Raw genomic sequence first — 15253 nt, 5'->3', positions numbered from 1 at the left:
GAAGTGCCGGCGGCCCGCTGTCAAGGGGGTGGGTTCACCCCGGCAACCCCATCAACTCCGCCGGCAACGGCGGCAGAGGCGTGCGCTCGTCCAGCGCCTCGCGGCGCAGCCAGTCGATCATCAGCTGCGCGGTCGCATTGGGCGGCTGGTGCTCCGGATGCACGATGTAGTACGCAAAGCGCGGCTGCATCGAAGGCCCGGGCAGCCGCACCAGTTCGTAGCGCTGCAGGTAGGGCTGCGCGACCAGCTTGCGCGCCAGCACCGCGCCCATGCCGTAGACCGCCGCGCGCAGCGCCTCGGTGCTGTCGCTGAAGCTGTGCATCGGCGGCAGGCGCACGCCGCGTACGCCGGCCGCGCGCAGCCAGTCGCGCCAGCTTTGCGGCGACATGTCCGACAGCAAGGGCAGCTGCAGGATGTCGGCCGGCGTGCGCAGTTCCGCCAGCTGCGGCAACGCCGGCGAGGCCACCGGGAACAGCGCGTCCTCCATCAGCGGCAGCGCGGTCAGGCCCGGCCAGTTGCCCGGCCCGTAGCGGATGCCCAGGTCCGGGCCGCCGTCGTCGAAACGCGCCAGCGCGCCGCCGGTGTGGATCTCCACGCGCACATGCGGGTGCAACGCGCAGAAGCGCGGCAGGCGCGGCAGCAGCCAGCAGTAGGAAATGGAATGCAGCGTGGTCAGCCGCAGCGGCACCGTCTCCGGGGGCGGGCGCAGGTTGCGCGCCACCGCGCCCAAATCCGAGAGCGCGGCGCTGGCCGCGTCGGCCAGTTGGCGGCCCTCGGTGGTCAGGGTGACGCCGCGCGCATGCCGCTGGAACAGCGGCGCGCCCAGCATCGCTTCGAGCTTGCGGATGTGGTGGCTCACCGCGCTGGCGGTCAGGTGCAGCTCCGCCCCGGCCAGGGCGAAGTTCTGGTGGCGGGCGGCAACGGCGAACACGCCCAGGGCAGGTAGCAGGGTGGGGCGCAGGTTCACGGGCGAGCCACGAATCAGATTTGTCGCTGCGCGTGATACTACGCGCTTGTCGCGCCCGCCGGGCGGGAGGATGCTGGCTCCCCTTTCCGGTCTCCCGCCAACATGGACGCCCTCCCGCACCGCGTGGTCTTCGATTTCGAAATCGAATTCAGCAACGGTGGCGGACTGCAGGGCCAGGACTTCCGGCTGGACATCGAAGGCGACGACATCGACGACGCGGCGCTGGCCGCCTACCTGGTGCGCGACCTGCGCCTGCTGATGGTCGCCCAGGTGCGCATCGTGCGTCGGCGCATCATCGTCGAACCCCACAAGCGGCAACCCAAGGAGATGGCATGAACAACACCGCCGAAGCGACCCTCGCGCGTGGACGCGACTGGCGCACCCCGCTGGAACTGGGCGTGCTCGGGGCGATCTGGGGCTGCTCGTTCCTGTTCATGCGCATCGCCGCGCAGCCGTTCGGCCCGTTCGCATTGGTCGAGGTGCGCCTGCTGCTCGGCGCGCTGGTGCTGGCGCCGTTCCTGTGGAAGTCGCGCGCGCTGTTCCCGCCGCGGCGCTGGCTGTGGCTGGCGCCCATCGGCCTGGTGAACTCCGCCATCCCGTTCCTGCTGTTCGCCTGGGGCGCCGAGCGCGCACCGGCGGCGATCGGCGCGATCTGCAACGCGATGACCGTGCTGTTCGCCGCGCTGGTGGCGTTCCTGTTCTTCGGCGAAAAGATCGGCATGCGCCGGGCGGTCGCGCTGTTGATCGGTTTCGTGGGCGTGGTGGTGCTGGCCACCGGCAAGTCCGCCGGCCTGAGCATCGGCCCGGCGGTGTTCGCCGGCGCGCTGGCCTCGCTGCTGTACGGCGTGGGCATCAACCTGGTGAAGCGCCACATGACCGGCTTGCCGCCGGCCGCGTCCGGTGCGGCCACGCTGGGCTGCGGGGCGATCCTGCTGGCGCCGCTGGCGATCACCCATTGGCCGCAGCAGCCGATCCCGCCGATGGCCTGGGCCAGCGCCATCGCGCTGGGCATGTTCTGCACCGGCTTCGCGTTCCTGCTGTATTACCGGCTGATCTACCGCGTCGGCCCGGCGATCGCCTCCACCGTGACCTACCTGATCCCGGTGTTCGGCGCGCTGTTCGCCTGGCTGTTCCTGCATGAGCCGATCACCGCGCGCATGCTCGCCGCCGGCGCGTTGATCCTCGGCAGCGTGGCCTTCAGCCAGAAACGCTGAAGGCTTACTTCGGCGTGCGCACCGGCAGCGCCACGTTGCACAGGTCGATGTGCCCGGCCGGGCGCTTGTAGAAGTCGTCCACGCGGTTGCGGCGCGCCTCGGCGACGTCGCGGAAAGTCTGGCTGTCGGTGCGCAGCAGCTGCAGCGGGGTGCGCTCGCCTTCGGGGACTTCGCTGGCGAGTTTGATCGCGCGGATCGGCGTGCGCTGCGCGGCATCCTCGTAGAAGCCCATCGGCTCGGGACCGCGCGGCGTGGCGCTGAGCAGCTCCATGCCCTTCACCACGCGGCCGACCACGGTGATGTTGTTGTCCAGCTGGCGCGGCGATTGGCCGATCACCACGTAAAGCTCCGCACCCACGCTGCTGTCGGGCGCGTTGTTGCGCCCGGCGCCGACCGCGCCGTAGCAGTGCGCCAGCCAGGTCTGCCCGTTCGCGCCGTCGCGGCCGACCGGGAAGCCGTCGACGAACCCCACCTCCTTCGCCCAGCCATCGCTGTCGGGCAGGCGCGAGAACGCCAGGCCCCTGGAAGGGCGCGCGAACTCGGCCGGCAGGTGGGTCTTGGCCGACCCCATGGGCTTGGCCTTGGCGGCATCGTCGGCATCGGCATCGCCGAACTGCACGACGAAGTTGTCCTGCGCGCGATAGATGCTGGTGTTGTCCCAGAAGTGTTCGCGGGCCAGCGTGCGGATGTTGGCCGCATGCTCGGGCGCGAACTGTGGCGCCAGTTCGATGACTACCCGGCCGCTGGCCAGCTCCAGGTACAGCGTGTTCGCCGGGTCGAGGGTGCGCCAGTCGCTGGCTGGCGAGGCGTCGAGGATCTGCTGCGCGCTGCGGTACGGCGCGGCGAAGGCCAGCGCGGGCAGGGCGGCGAGCAGGGCACAGGCGAGCAGGCGGGTGGTCGGGCGCATGGACGAAGCCGGAAGGGAGTCCACCCGATTCTGGCCCGAGCGCGCGCCTGCGCGCCAGTCGCTCAGCGGCCGGGCTTGCGCTTGACGTAGAGCTGCTTGCGCACCTTGGCCACGACATCGCCCTGCGCGTCGATGACCTCGTTCTCGAACCAGCGCAGGGTCTTCTCGCCACTGGCGGTGGCCTGGCGCAGTTCGTCGAGCACGGCATCGTCGATGCGGAACTGCGCGCTTACCGTGCCGCGGCCGGGTTTGACGAATTCGATCGCGCCGGCCTTGTCCCACACGTAGTAGTCGCGGCCGATATTGTGCATCACCAGCAGCATCCAGAACGGGTCGGTCATCGCGAACAGGCTGCCGCCGAAGTGGGTGCCGACGTAGTTGCGGTTCCAGGGACGCATGCGCAGTTCGACCCGGGCATGGCGGTAGTCCTCGCCCAGTTCGACCACGCGGATGCCGGTGAACAGGAACGGCGGCCAGAGGTTGAGGCCGAGGCGGAACAGCGAGGCTTTCATGCGGGCTGCGAACGGCAGGGGCGGGGACTGAAGCCTACCATACGCGCCGGTACGGGAAGGGCGCGCGCGCCCCGGATGGCGCCCCATGGAAAGCAAAAGGCCCGGTTGCCCGGGCCTTCGCGTCAGAACAGCAGCGACGACATCTTGCGCCGGTACTGGCCGACCAGGTCCTCGTCCTCGATCACCCGGAAGGCGTCGATCAGCGTCTTCTTCGGCAGCCCTTCGCTGTAGTTGCGGTCCCGTCGCAGCAGTTCGATGAATTCCGAAAGCGCGGCCTCGTCCTGGCCTTCGACCAGCAGGCGCACGCCCAGCAAGTGGCGCGCGCGCAGGTCGTTGGCGTCAGCAGCCAGGGCCTGCTCCAGCGCCTCGCGCGCCGGGGCGTCCTTCAGCGCATTGGCGAAACCCAGTCGCGCGCGGCCGCGCACGGCGCGGTCGTCGGTGGCCAGGTTGGCCGGCAGCGCGTCGAGCAGGCGGCCGGCTTCCTCCGCCTCGCCCACGCGCAGCAGCGCCAGCGCCAGGTCCAGCTTGTATTCGTCCTTGTCCGGCTCGGCGGCGATGGCCTCGCGCAGGCGCGCGACCTCGGCCTGCGGATCCAGCGCGACCGGCGCGGCGGGCGCCTCGGCCGGCGCGGCCTCGCCCGGCATGACACCGTGCTGGGTGAGGAATTCGCGCAGCTGGCCCTCCGGCATCGCGCCGGGGAAGCCATCGACGATCTGCCCGTTCTGCACCAGGAAGACGGTCGGCACCGAGCGGATCTGGAAGGCGGCGGCGATCTGCTGCTCCTGGTCCACGTCGACCTTGGCCAGCACGAAGGCGCCGTTGTACTCGGCGGCGAGCTTTTCCAGGATCGGGGTCAGGGTCTTGCAGGGGCCGCACCAGGTGGCCCAGAAGTCCACCAGCACCGGTACCTGCAGGGATTTCTGCAGGACGTCGGCCTCGAAAGTGTCGGTGGTGGCGTCGAATACGTGCGGCTTGTCGGACATGGGCGGGGTTCGGTGTCGGCGAAATCCCCTTTATGGTGACAAAAGCCCGGGTCTCAAGGCGAGCGGGTACCGAGGCGATGCACCGGCCCCAACGAAAACGCGCGCCTTGTGGCGCGCGTTCCGGGCTCAGGGCTTGGTCGGCGCCGGGGCCGGCGTGGGTTCCGGCGCCACCGGCTGCGTGGCGGGCAGCGCCAGGCTCGGGTCGCCTTGCTGCGCCTGCAGCGTCTTGATGCGCTGCTGCAGGGCATCGAGCTGCGAGTTGCTGTTGCGCAGGTCCGAGCTGAGCGTGACCGCTTCCTGCTTGTTCTGCTGCAGCGCCGCGCTGACCTGCGCGCCCTGCTGGCGTTGCGCTTCCAGTTCCTGTTGCAGGCCCTGCAGGCGCTTTTCGTTCATCTGCACCATGCGATCCGTGTAGGCCTTGCCGGCCTGCAGGCGGATGGTGTCGATATAGACCTGCGACAGCTGCGCGGTCTGGTCGACGAAGGTGCGGTACACCTGCTCGGCGTTGTCGGCCGACTCGGTGCGGATCACGCGCCAGAACTCCTTGTCGTGGAAAAGCGCCACGTAGTAGTTCAGCGATTCGGCATGGAACAGCAGGCTCGCGCCATAGGTGCCGTTGTAGGTCGTGCGCAGCTCGGTGAGCTGCTGCGCGTCCATCAGGCGGCGCAATTCGGCGGCGGTGTTGCCCACGGTGTTCTCGCCGGGCATCACCGAACTGGTGTTGGACGCGGGCACCGGGCCACGCGCGGCCGATGCCGTGGACGTGCACGCCGTGGTGCCGATCAACACGCCGATGGCCAGCCAGCAGAAGGCCAGGTGCTTGGCTTGTTTCATTCCCCTCAGATCCCCGTTGGTCAAAGACAGGCCGCAAGTCCGCGGCCGAGTTCCTGCGGCGAGTCTAGCAGCGAAAAACGCCTGCTGGACAGGCTTCTTGCGTGTTCATCGCACCAACTGCGCGGCATGGCATTGGATGCTGTCCACGCGCACGTCGGTACGTCCCAATTGCAGTCCCAGCACCTGGTCCAGCGTGGTGCCCAGCAGGGCGCCGACGCCGTTCAACAGCGGCCGGAGTGTGGCGTCTATCACAGGCTTGAGCAGGACGCAGAGCACGGTGGTGCACGCGCCGGTGCCGGCCTGCGGGTTGTAGTTCGCATCGCCCAGGCCGCCGGGCCGGGTCGTCAGGAACTTGGCGAGGTTGTCGCGCACGCAGGTGTTGTACGCCAGCCCGGCCACCAGGCCGCTGCACGAGGTCAGCCCGAGCACGTCGAGCAGGCCGCCCACCAGCCCGCCCTTGATCGTGGTGGTGTTGAGGAAGCCCTCCCACACGCTGCCCTGCTGGCTCTTGCATACGATGCCCAGCACGCTGTCGCACTTGACGATGGTGGTCTGCCAGTCGCCCAGCGCGCCAAGGCCGCCGGTGCCGTCGCGCAGTGCATTGACCACCGCCTGCGGGTCGTAGGCGCCGCTGCTCTTGCGCGTGGCTTCCAGGTACTGCGTGGCCAGGCCGGTCGCGGTATCGCTGGTGCTGCCGCTGCTCTGGAACAGCTTGCCGAGCGTGTTGAACAGCGCATCGGTCAGGTTCGACAGCAGCGTGCCCACCTGCAACGAATTGGGCGCCACCGAACCCGTGCCGCCTTCGGGCACCCACAGGTTGTCCTGCGACTGCAGCACGGGCAGCACGATGCGGTCGGTCAGCACGTTGAGGCCGAACAGCTTCACCAGCTGCTCGCTGCCGAGGTTGGCCGCCGAACACAGCTCGCGCGTGCTGCGCCAGTCCCCGGTGGGCTTGCCCACGCAGATGTTGGAGATGCTGGATAGCACGTCGAAGTTGGCGCGCTTCGGCGTGCTGGCGCAGTCCACGTCCTTGAGCCGCGCGTAGCCGTCCACCGCGTCGATGTAGATCGGCAGGTGCAGGCGGATGCCGAGCAGCTTGATGACGGGGCTGAGCAGGGCGAGCTGGTCGGTGTCGATGTCCAGCCGCACGCGGACCTGCGCGTTGTAAGCCGTGGTGCCGACCGGGCCGATGCCGATGGACGCCGGCTCCACGATGCTCGCCTGCGCGGTCACCGCGCCGAGCAGTTTGAGCTGCTGCACGTTCACCGCATTGTGGCCGTTGCCCACGCTGATCGCGCTACCCAGTACGTCCAGCGCGTTGAGCTGTACGTCGAGCGCGCTGTTGGCATCGCCATCCGGTGCGACGACGCTGGCGAACAGCCCGGTGGTAGCGTCGTTGGAACCCAGTTGCAGCTGGGCGCTGTCCAGGTTCGCCGAGGCCAGGCGTTGCTGCAGCACCGAAAGATCCACGCCGGCGAGCTGCTGCTGGTTGGCCAGCGCGGCCATCACCTGCAGCAACTGGCCCACGCTGACCTGGCTCTGGGTCAGCAGCCCGTTGAGCTCGCCCACGCTCAGGTTCGAGGACACCGGGATGCCCAGCGCCTCCAGCAACCCACGCGGCGTGAGCTTGAGCTGTGCCAGGCCGCGGTAGCTGGCCACCTCGCTGTTGCTCAGGTCCACGCCCACCGTCGACAACAGCTGCTGCAGCGGCGCGCTGCCATCGACGTTGAGCAGCTTGGCCCCCGCGCTGAACGCCACCACGGGCGCCGCCCGGCGCGCGGCGGCCGAGGCGCGCACCTGCGGCATGGCTTCGACCTTGCCGAACATCGGGAGCGCGCCGCGCGAGAGTTCCACCGCCACGGCGTTGAGCGGATGCGTGGCATCGGCGGCGACCAGCGGGCTGTTCGGCGACTGCACGTTCCAGTAGCCGCAACGCACCTGGAAGGTGCCATTGAAGGCGTTGTCGTCGAAGGCGTTGCCGCGCGCGGCGGCGTTGTCGGTGCCGGCGGCGTTGCAGGTATCCAGGCGCTGCGCGCCGGCCAGCGCGGCCAGGTCGGCGGTCTTCTGCAGATCGCGCTTGGACCAGTACAGGTAGCCCACTTCGACCAACCCGAGCATCGCCGACAAGGCGATCATCAGCAGCATCAGCGTCAGCGCCGAGGCGCCGCGCTGCGCATGCACGGAACGGCCCGTCGGCGCGGGCAGGCGGCCGGCGGGCATCGGGCTCAGTTCCCTTCGTCCTGGGACTGCTTGAGGTTGACGTCGAAGCGCTCGGGAATCGGATACTTGAACGACTCCAGGTAGCGCTGGTATGCGAGCCCGGCCTGGTCGCCGAGCATCGGGCGAGCGGGGGCGGCGTAGGTGCCGGCGGCCTGCATGCGCACCAGTGCGCGCGTGGCATCGCCGATCTCACGACGGGCCGGCTTGCCGTCCGATGGCGTGGACGCGCTGGCCTGGAACGGCGACGTCGGCGGCGGCAACGGCGCCGGCTGCGCGTTGGCCACGCCGGTGCCCATGCGTTCGCCGGTCAGCGGCTGCTGGATGGCATCGGCACTCGCCGCGCCGGCCACCATGCACAGCGCCAGCGCGAGGCCGGCGAAAGGAAAACGGGCACGGCGACTCATGGGGTGTTCTCCTGGGCGGTGGCGGGTTGCCCGCCGAAACGTTGCAGCATCGAAGCCGGCGCCGTGATGCTGCCGCTGCGTTGGGCGGGCGGCGCTTCGGCCACGCCGCGCTGGGCGGCGCGCGCCTGGGTGGTGCGCGGGCGCGCATTGCGCAGGCTGCCGGCGAGGCGATAGATCTCGCTGCGCGTGGCTTCGGGCAGCGCGGCCTGGCGCATGATCGCCTCGGCCTGGCTGGCGTCGCCGTGCAGCAGCGTCCACAGCGCCAGGTTGGCGACCGCGCGCGTATCGGAAGGCGCCAGTTCGGCCGCCTGCGCGAGCGGCCCACGGGCCTGAAGGCCTTCGCCTTCGCGCAGGCGGTGGAAGCCGAGGTCGCCGAGGTAATCGACATTGAGCGGGTCCAGCGCCACCGCGCGGGCGAGGGCGTCTTCCGCTTCGCCCGGGCGTTCGGCGCTGGCGGCGATCAGGCCCAGGCCATGCCACGCGGCGGCGGCCTGCGGGCCCTTGAGCAGGCTGCGATACAGCGCGGCGGCCGCTTCCGTCTGCCCGGTACGGCGCAGCGCCTCGGCCTGCAGCGCACGTAGCTGCGGGCTGTCGCCGTAGCGCTGGCGGTAGGCGCCGATATGCGCGAGCGAGGCGTACCACGCGCCTTCCTGCTGCATGCGCTGGATCAACCCGACGTAGACCCCGCGGTCCTCCTTCGGGTCGGGCACCGCGCTGGCCTCGGCCACCGGCGCGTGCAGGTAGCCTTCGTGCGCGCAGCCGGCGAGCGCCAGCAGCAGGCCGGGGAGAACGACACGCTTCATGAACCCATCCTCTTCATCGCGCCGGCCAGGGCGAGGATCGCCGGGCCGGACAACACCACCATCAGCGCCGGCAGCAGGGTGACCATCATCACCACGGTCATCTTCACCGAGAGCTTGCCGACCTTGTCCTTGAGCTTCATGCGCCGCGATTCGCGCAGCCGCGCGCTGAACTGCCGCAGCGGCTCCTGGATCGCGCCGCCGTGCTGGTGCACCTGCACGATCATCTGCACCAGGCTGCGCAGGTCCTCGTCGCCGAACGACTCGCCGATGCGGCGCAGCGACTGCGCGCGCGAGCGGCCATGGATGTAGGCGGTGTTGGCTTCCTGCAGTTCGCGCCCCAGCAGCGGGATGGCGGTGTGCAGCTTGTCGCCGAGCATCTGCAGGCTCTGGTCGATGCTGAAGCCCACGCTCTGCAGCAGGCGCAGCAGGTCGATCAGCATCGGCAGTTCGTCGTGCGCGCGCTTGCGCAGGCGCTGCGCCCAGATGCGCAGCAGCAGCTTGGGCAGCAGCAGGCCGGCGGCCAGGCCGAACAACAGCGCGGCCAGGGCGCGCGTACCGGTGGGCTGCACGATGGCCAGCACCAGCACCGGGACGAGCAGGGCGAGCAGCACGCGCAGCGAGAGGAAGATCGCCGTGCCGCTGCGGTTGTTCCAGTTGATCTGCTCCAGCAGCAGGCGGTCTTCGGCGGCCAGCAGCCAGCCCTGCAGGCGGCTGCCTTCGAGCTGGCGGCCGAGGGTGGCGAGCTGTTCGAGCAGGCTTTGGCTGCGCGGCGTAGCCGGGGCCGCCGCGGGCGCGGCCTTGTCCTGCAGGGCGGTGCGCAGCGCCGCTTCGGCACGTTCGCTGCCGCGGTCGCGCGCGAGCAGGCCGTAGGCGAACACCAGCACGGCCAGCGCGAACAGGCCCAGTGCCGCGGCGATCAGCAGGTGCATGGCAGGGCCCCCGGGCTCATAGCGATTTCGCCAGGCGATAGAGCAGGAACGCGCCCAGGCCTTCCAGCGCCAGCGCCACCCACAGCAGCGCGTGGCCGGCCGGCAGCTCCACCATCGGGCGGAAGAAGTCCGGGCTGAACAAGGCCATGCCCAGCGCGGTGACCGGCGGCAGCAGGCCGATCACCCAGGCCGACAGCCGTGTCTCGGACGTGGTGGCGGCGAGCTCCTGCTGCACCTGTTCGACGTCGCGCAGGAAATCGCTCATGCGCTGCAGGATCTGGTCGCTGCGCCCGCCGATGCGCAGGCTGGTGCCCAGCACCACCGACAATGTTTCCATCGCCGCCAGCTTGTACGGGCGCGAGGCCTGCTGCAGGGCGCGGTCCAGGTCCATGCCGCCGCGGGTGTAGAGCAGGGCGTTCTCGAGCAGCGGGCGCAGCGGCGGCGGCACCTGCTGGGTGGCCGTCTGGAAGGCCATCGACAGGCTGTTGCCGATGCCGGCCAGGCGCACCATGTTCTCCAAAAAATCCGGCAGCTGGCGCAGCAGCTGGCGCTGTTGGCGCTCCATGCGCCGGCGCAGCAGCACCGCGGCGCCGATGGCGTACAGCACCAGCCCGAGCAGCGCGAACACGAACGAGTGCATGCGCATGCCGCAGGCCAGCGCGAGCAGCACGCCGGGCGTGGCGATGAGGATGATCGTGGCCGGGCGGTCGGGCAATTGCGCACGGCGCAGCGCGGCGCGCCAGCCGGGCAGCTTCGCCACCGCCGCGCTGGCCGGCGCGGCGCGCGTGGCCTGCGCCTGCGAGGCCGGGGTGACGATGCCGCTTGGCGTGCCGGTGGCGGCGGGCGTGGGCGCCAGCCGCGCTTCGGTGTGCCGGGCCGCCACGCGCTGGCGTTGGCGTGCGGTGGCGTTCCACCACAGCTCCACGCCGCCGGCCAGGCACAGCAGCGCGATGCCGAGCAGGGCCAGGATGATCGTCACGAATAGCTCTCCGCACCGGCGCTGCGCAGGAACTGGCGGAACGGTTCGAGCTTGTGGCAGTGCGGGTGGAAGCCCAGCCCGATCCAGCGGTCGCGCTCGAGGTTCTCGCCGTCGTAGAAGCTCTCGTGGCGGAACAGCTCCTGGGTGGTGACCAGGTTGTCGGTGACGCCGGTGATCTCGGTGATCGAGGTGATCACGCGGCGGCCGCCGGCCAGGCGCGAGATCTGGATGATGAAGTCCACCGCGCTGGCGATCTGACGGCGCAGGCTTTCCTCGCTGCCCTGGAAGCCGGCGAAACCGGCCAGCATCTCCATGCGGTAGAGGCAGTCGCGCGGCGAGTTGGCGTGGATGGTCGCCATCGAACCATCGTGGCCGGTGTTCATCGCCTGCAGCATCTCCAGCACTTCGGCGCCGCGCACCTCGCCGACCACGATGCGGTCCGGGCGCATGCGCAGGCTGTTGCGCACCAGTTCGCGGATGCTGACCACGCCGTTGCCGTCGGCGCCGCCGAGCCGGCTCTCCAGCCGGACGACGTGCGGATGGTTGAGCGAGAGCTCGGCGGTGTCCTCGATGGTGACCACGCGCTCGTCGTGCGGCACGAAGCTGGCGAGCGCGTTCAGCAGCGAGGTCTTGCCCGAGCTGGTGCCGCCGGAGATGAGGATGTTGCAGCGGCCCAGCACCATCGCGTTGAGCAACGCGTGCATGGCATGGTCGAAGGTGCCCTTGGCGAGCAGCTCGGCCGGGGTGAAGGGGTCCTTGCGGAACTTGCGGATCGACACCATCGGGCCGTCGACGGCCAGCGGCGGGATTATCGCGTTCAGTCGCCCGCCGTTGGGCAGGCGCGCATCGACCATGGGGTTGGAATCGTCCAGCCGGCGGCCGAGCGGGGCGAGGATGCGGCGCAGGATGCGCAGCAGGTGGCGGTCGTCGGTGAAGCGCTGCTGCGCGCGCCGCAGCACGCCGCCCTGCGAGATGTGCACGTCCTTGAAGCCGTTGATGAGGATGTCCTCGATGCTCGGGTCGAGCAGCAGGTCCTCCAGCGGGCCGAAGCCGGTGAGCTCCTTGTGCAGGGCCGCGGCGACCAGCTCCATCTCCTCCTCGTTGACCGGGATGCGCCACTCCTGCACGAACGCGGCGGTGTGCATGCGCACGTACTTGGCGATGGTGTCCGGCGCCCAGGAGTCGACATCCAGGCGCTCGTCCTCGATGCGGTTGAGCAGGTGCTCGTGGGCGGCGGAGAGCACGCCCTGGAACTGTTCGGTCTGGTCGAAGGCGAGCGGCGTGATCAGCGCCTCTTCGAGCAGCGCCGCGGCGGCGGGATTGAGCGGTGTCACTTTGTTTTCCATGGCCGGATACCCAGGTGACGGGCCAGTCGCTGCAGCGCAGTGGCGGGCGGTGGCGGTGCGTGTCCCGGATCCAGGCGCAGCAACAACGGCGCCAGGGCACGCAGGTAGGGGTCGTTGGGCGACTGCTGCGAGAGCAGCTGCCCTTCGGCGGCGCAGGCGCGCAGGGCGCGGGCGCGGTCGGGGAGGGTGGCCAGCAGCGGCAGGCCGAAGCGTTCGGCCAGCTGCGCGCTGGACAGCCCGTGGTTGTCGTCGTAGCGGTTGACCAGCAGCCAGCAGCGCTCGTCGCGCAGCTGTTGTGCATCGAGTTCCTTGGCGAGCAGGTCCAGCGAGACCAGCGCGCCGATGCTCTGGTCGACCATGATCCACAGCTCATTGGCCTGGCGCAGCAGGGCCAGCGGCAGCTGCTGCGGCGAGAGCCCGCCGAGGTCGCACACCACCAGGTCGAACACGCCGAGCAGGCGGTTCATCAGCGGCGCGGCATCCTGCATCGCCGGTGCGGCGCCGCCCGGCTGGCCGAGCACCGCCAGGCCGCTGGCGTGGTGGGTCATCGCGGTGCGCGCCAGCGTGGCGTCGAGCCGGCTGAGGTTGCGCTGGGCATCCTCGCAGTGGAAGTCAGGGCTCAGGTTGAGGTACAGCGCGCCGTCGCCGCTGGGCTGGCCGAGGTCGAGGAGCAGCTGCCGGCGCGGACGCGCTTCGGCGGCATCGGCGGGATCGCGCAACGAAGTGCCCAGCTGCACCGCCAGCGTGGTCACGCCCACGCCGGGCCGGCTGCCGAGCAGCACCACCAGCCGGCCGCGCGCCTGCGGCGCCGTCGCTTCGGGCGCCACCGGCATGCGTGGCGCCTGGCGCTGCGCGAGCACGTGCTGCAGGTTCTTCTGCACATCCTCGGCCGGGCTTTCGATATCGATGAAATCGCGCACGCCGGCGCGCATGGCGGCGAGCAGGATCGCGCCCTGGTCGCTGCCGGCGCCGCCCACCGCCACCAGCGGCAGTTCGGGCATCAGCGCGAGCAGCTGCCGTGCCAGCTCGCTGGAGTACTGCGCGTTGGCGCTGGAGTAGTCCAGCAGCACCATCACCCAGCTGGTCTGCTGGGCGACCAGCAGGGTCGGCGCGATGTCGCGGCTGTCCAGCCAGGCGACATCGGCGAAGCCGGCGAGCTTGGCCGACATGCGGGCGTGGTGGCGGTTGTCCGGCGCATACATCAGCACTCGGGGCGGCGTGTCCGGCGCGCGTCGCGTCATGGGCGTGACCGTGGACATGGCCGTCAGCGCGAGAAGCCGGGCAGGGTGTCGGGGCCTGCCGGATGCAGCAGCCACGCCCCCCACACCGGCATCTTCGCCTGCGATTCGCGGTCGCCTGGCAGCGGGATGTCGGTGCCGCGGGCGATCGGACGCACCAGGTGCGGGGTCACCACGATGACCAGTTCCTTCTCCTGCTTGGTGTAGTTCAGGCTGCGGAAGAACGAGCCGATGATCGGCAGGTCGCCCAGCAGCGGCACCTTGTCGACGGTCGAGCTGAGCGTGTTGCTGACCAGCCCGCCGATGACGAAGCTCTCGCCGTCGCCCAGCTCCACGGTGGTGTCGGCGCGACGGGTGGAGATCGAGGGAATCTGCACGCCGTTGTAGGACAGCCCGTTGGCGTAATCGAGGTCGCTGGCCTCCGGCGCCACCTTCAACGCGATGCGGTCGTTGGACAGCACGGTCGGGGTCACCGTCAGGCCGATGCCGAACGGCTTGAACGTCACCGTGGTGGTGCCCAGGCCCTGCGGTTCGAGGATCGGCAGCTCGCCGCCGGCGAGGAAGTTGGCGCTCTGCCCGGACAGCGCGACCAGCGTCGGCTCGGCGAGCACGCGCGCCATGCCGTTGCGCTGCAGCAGGTCGATGTTGGTGTCCCACTGGTGGGTGAGCGAGCTGGCCACCAGCTGGAAGGCCGAGGACAGCGGGTTGCTGCTGCCATCGCCGCCGGTGGAGGCGCTGTTGCTCGGCGGGGTGAGGCCGTAGCTGAAACCGCCGTTGGTGTTCTTGAACTGGATGCCGATCTGCTTGAGCACGCTCTTGTTGAATTCGACGACCTTGACCTCGACCTGCACCACGCCGCCGCTGCCGACGGTGGACATGTCGATGACCTTGGCCGCATCGCCGGCCACCGCGATCGCGGCCTGGCGTGCGCGCTCGTGGTCGAGCATCGAATCGCTGCCGCCCTGCAGCAGGGCGCGGCCGTCGGAGACGGTCAGGCCGAGCGGCTGGGATTGCAGCAGGTCGTTCTGCACCGCGCTGCGCACGCTGACCTGCAGGCGCTGCGGCGCGGTCTGTCCACGCCGCCACAGCAGCAGCGTGGTCTGGCCGGGCTGCTTGCCGACCAGCAGCGCCTGCTGGCGGCTCTTCATCGTCACCAGGTCGGCCACGGCGGGGTCGGCGATCGCCACCCGTTCCAGGTCCGCCGGCAGCGTCCACGGCCGCTGCTCGTGCGTCTGCAGGATCACGGCCGCGTCTTCGCTGGCCAGCGCGGGCACCGCGCAGGCCAGGGTGAGCGCCATGGCAAGCAGGGCACCGTGCAGGCGGCATGAGGAGCGATGGCGGAATCGGATCATGGAGTTTTCGCGCACCTTCACTGGGGAGAAAGCGCACCGGCCTGCGTGCCGCGGATGATCACCAGCGGCGGCGGGGCGGAGCGGTGGGACGACGGAGAGCGGCTGCCGGCGGTACGTTCGGGCACGACGGGCGCGTTGTTGCGGCCGGCCAGCGCGTCGGCATCGAGGCCGGCGTAGGCGTCGTTCTCCGGCGACGCGACGGCCTCGCGCCGTTCCGGGCTCAGGTCCAGGCGCGGCTTGAGCACGTTGCCCGGGCGCGGGAACAGCGACTCGTCCGGGTTGCCGTTGTCGGAAGGGTGGCGCAGCGCGAGGAACAGCTTGCCGCCCTGCGCGGCGAGCAGCAGGCGGTTGGCCTGGTCCACCGGCACCGCGAGCACCGCGCTGCGCGCCGGCTGCGTGTTGGCGGTGGAGGCCGCGCCACTACCGCTGCCGTCGCGCGAGGCGATCGCGTCGGCACGCGTGTTGCCGCTGTTCGCGCTGGCATCGGTGTTGGTGGTTTGCGGCGTGGGCGCCTGGCCGAGGTCCTGCGCGCCGTAGCTGAGCACGCGCAGGCGCGAGAGCAGCA

General features: G+C 70.4%; 16 protein-coding genes. 2 read left to right on the top strand and 14 right to left on the bottom strand.

Annotated elements, in window-relative coordinates:
• Window positions 1-34: 34 nt before the first annotated feature.
• Window positions 35-967 carry a LysR substrate-binding domain-containing protein gene (locus ARC20_RS17555; RefSeq protein ID WP_057649373.1) on the bottom strand — a complete coding sequence of 311 codons (933 nt, stop codon included), beginning with the start codon at window positions 965-967 and terminating at the stop codon, window positions 35-37.
• 102 nt (window positions 968-1069) lie between these two features.
• Between ARC20_RS17555 and ARC20_RS17550 the strand changes: the two genes are divergently transcribed.
• On the top strand, window positions 1070-1303 hold the full coding sequence (locus ARC20_RS17550) for a hypothetical protein (protein WP_057649372.1): 234 nt from the start codon (window positions 1070-1072) through the stop codon (window positions 1301-1303).
• Window positions 1300-2181 (top strand): DMT family transporter, encoded by an 882-nt coding sequence (locus ARC20_RS17545; protein WP_057649371.1) that lies wholly within the window; start codon window positions 1300-1302, stop codon window positions 2179-2181. The genes ARC20_RS17550 and ARC20_RS17545 overlap by 4 nt, the downstream gene beginning before the upstream one ends.
• Before the next feature lie 4 nt (window positions 2182-2185).
• Here ARC20_RS17545 and ARC20_RS17540 read toward each other — a convergent pair whose 3' ends face one another.
• From ARC20_RS17540 to ARC20_RS17480, 13 genes are all read right to left on the bottom strand, one after another.
• Window positions 2186-3088: a peptidylprolyl isomerase gene (locus ARC20_RS17540; protein ID WP_057649370.1), complete on the bottom strand. Its 903-nt coding sequence runs from the start codon at window positions 3086-3088 to the stop codon at window positions 2186-2188.
• A gap of 62 nt (window positions 3089-3150) precedes the next feature.
• Complete coding sequence (locus ARC20_RS17535; RefSeq protein WP_057649369.1) at window positions 3151-3600, bottom strand: DUF4442 domain-containing protein; 450 nt, start codon at window positions 3598-3600, stop codon at window positions 3151-3153.
• A 122-nt stretch (window positions 3601-3722) separates the two neighbouring features.
• Complete coding sequence (gene trxA, locus ARC20_RS17530) at window positions 3723-4583, bottom strand: thioredoxin (protein WP_057649368.1); 861 nt, start codon at window positions 4581-4583, stop codon at window positions 3723-3725.
• Between the two features lie 126 nt (window positions 4584-4709).
• The gene (locus tag ARC20_RS17525; RefSeq protein ID WP_057649367.1) at window positions 4710-5417 is read right to left on the bottom strand and encodes a DUF2968 domain-containing protein; all 708 of its coding nucleotides are present in this window, start codon (window positions 5415-5417) and stop codon (window positions 4710-4712) included.
• 105 nt (window positions 5418-5522) lie between these two features.
• A complete protein-coding gene (locus tag ARC20_RS17520; protein WP_057649366.1) occupies window positions 5523-7637 on the bottom strand; it encodes a pilus assembly protein TadG-related protein in 2115 nt (704 codons plus the stop codon).
• 5 nt (window positions 7638-7642) lie between these two features.
• Window positions 7643-8041, bottom strand: coding sequence for a DUF3613 domain-containing protein (locus ARC20_RS17515; RefSeq protein ID WP_057649365.1), 399 nt, complete (start codon window positions 8039-8041; stop codon window positions 7643-7645).
• A complete protein-coding gene (locus ARC20_RS17510; protein ID WP_057649364.1) occupies window positions 8038-8844 on the bottom strand; it encodes a tetratricopeptide repeat protein in 807 nt (268 codons plus the stop codon). The genes ARC20_RS17515 and ARC20_RS17510 overlap by 4 nt, the downstream gene beginning before the upstream one ends.
• The gene (locus ARC20_RS17505; protein WP_057649363.1) at window positions 8841-9773 is read right to left on the bottom strand and encodes a type II secretion system F family protein; all 933 of its coding nucleotides are present in this window, start codon (window positions 9771-9773) and stop codon (window positions 8841-8843) included. The genes ARC20_RS17510 and ARC20_RS17505 overlap by 4 nt, the downstream gene beginning before the upstream one ends.
• Window positions 9774-9789: 16 nt before the next feature.
• The gene (locus tag ARC20_RS17500) at window positions 9790-10752 is read right to left on the bottom strand and encodes a type II secretion system F family protein (RefSeq protein ID WP_057649362.1); all 963 of its coding nucleotides are present in this window, start codon (window positions 10750-10752) and stop codon (window positions 9790-9792) included.
• Window positions 10749-12098, bottom strand: a complete 1350-nt coding sequence (locus ARC20_RS17495; RefSeq protein WP_057649361.1) for a TadA family conjugal transfer-associated ATPase — start codon at window positions 12096-12098, stop codon at window positions 10749-10751. Before ARC20_RS17495 ends, ARC20_RS17500 begins: the two co-directional genes overlap by 4 nt.
• A complete protein-coding gene (locus ARC20_RS17490; protein ID WP_081418265.1) occupies window positions 12083-13339 on the bottom strand; it encodes a CpaE/TadZ family protein in 1257 nt (418 codons plus the stop codon). The genes ARC20_RS17495 and ARC20_RS17490 overlap by 16 nt, the downstream gene beginning before the upstream one ends.
• A gap of 23 nt (window positions 13340-13362) precedes the next feature.
• Window positions 13363-14688: a type II and III secretion system protein family protein gene (locus tag ARC20_RS17485; protein ID WP_057649383.1), complete on the bottom strand. Its 1326-nt coding sequence runs from the start codon at window positions 14686-14688 to the stop codon at window positions 13363-13365.
• 17 nt (window positions 14689-14705) lie between these two features.
• Window positions 14706-15253 (bottom strand): RcpC/CpaB family pilus assembly protein (locus ARC20_RS17480; protein WP_237642624.1); only part of this gene is annotated, 548 nt, incomplete at its 5' end.

Source organism: Stenotrophomonas panacihumi (assembly GCF_001431645.1).
Classification (GTDB): domain Bacteria; phylum Pseudomonadota; class Gammaproteobacteria; order Xanthomonadales; family Xanthomonadaceae; genus Stenotrophomonas_A; species Stenotrophomonas_A panacihumi.
This window is presented reverse-complemented; position numbering and strand designations above follow the sequence as displayed.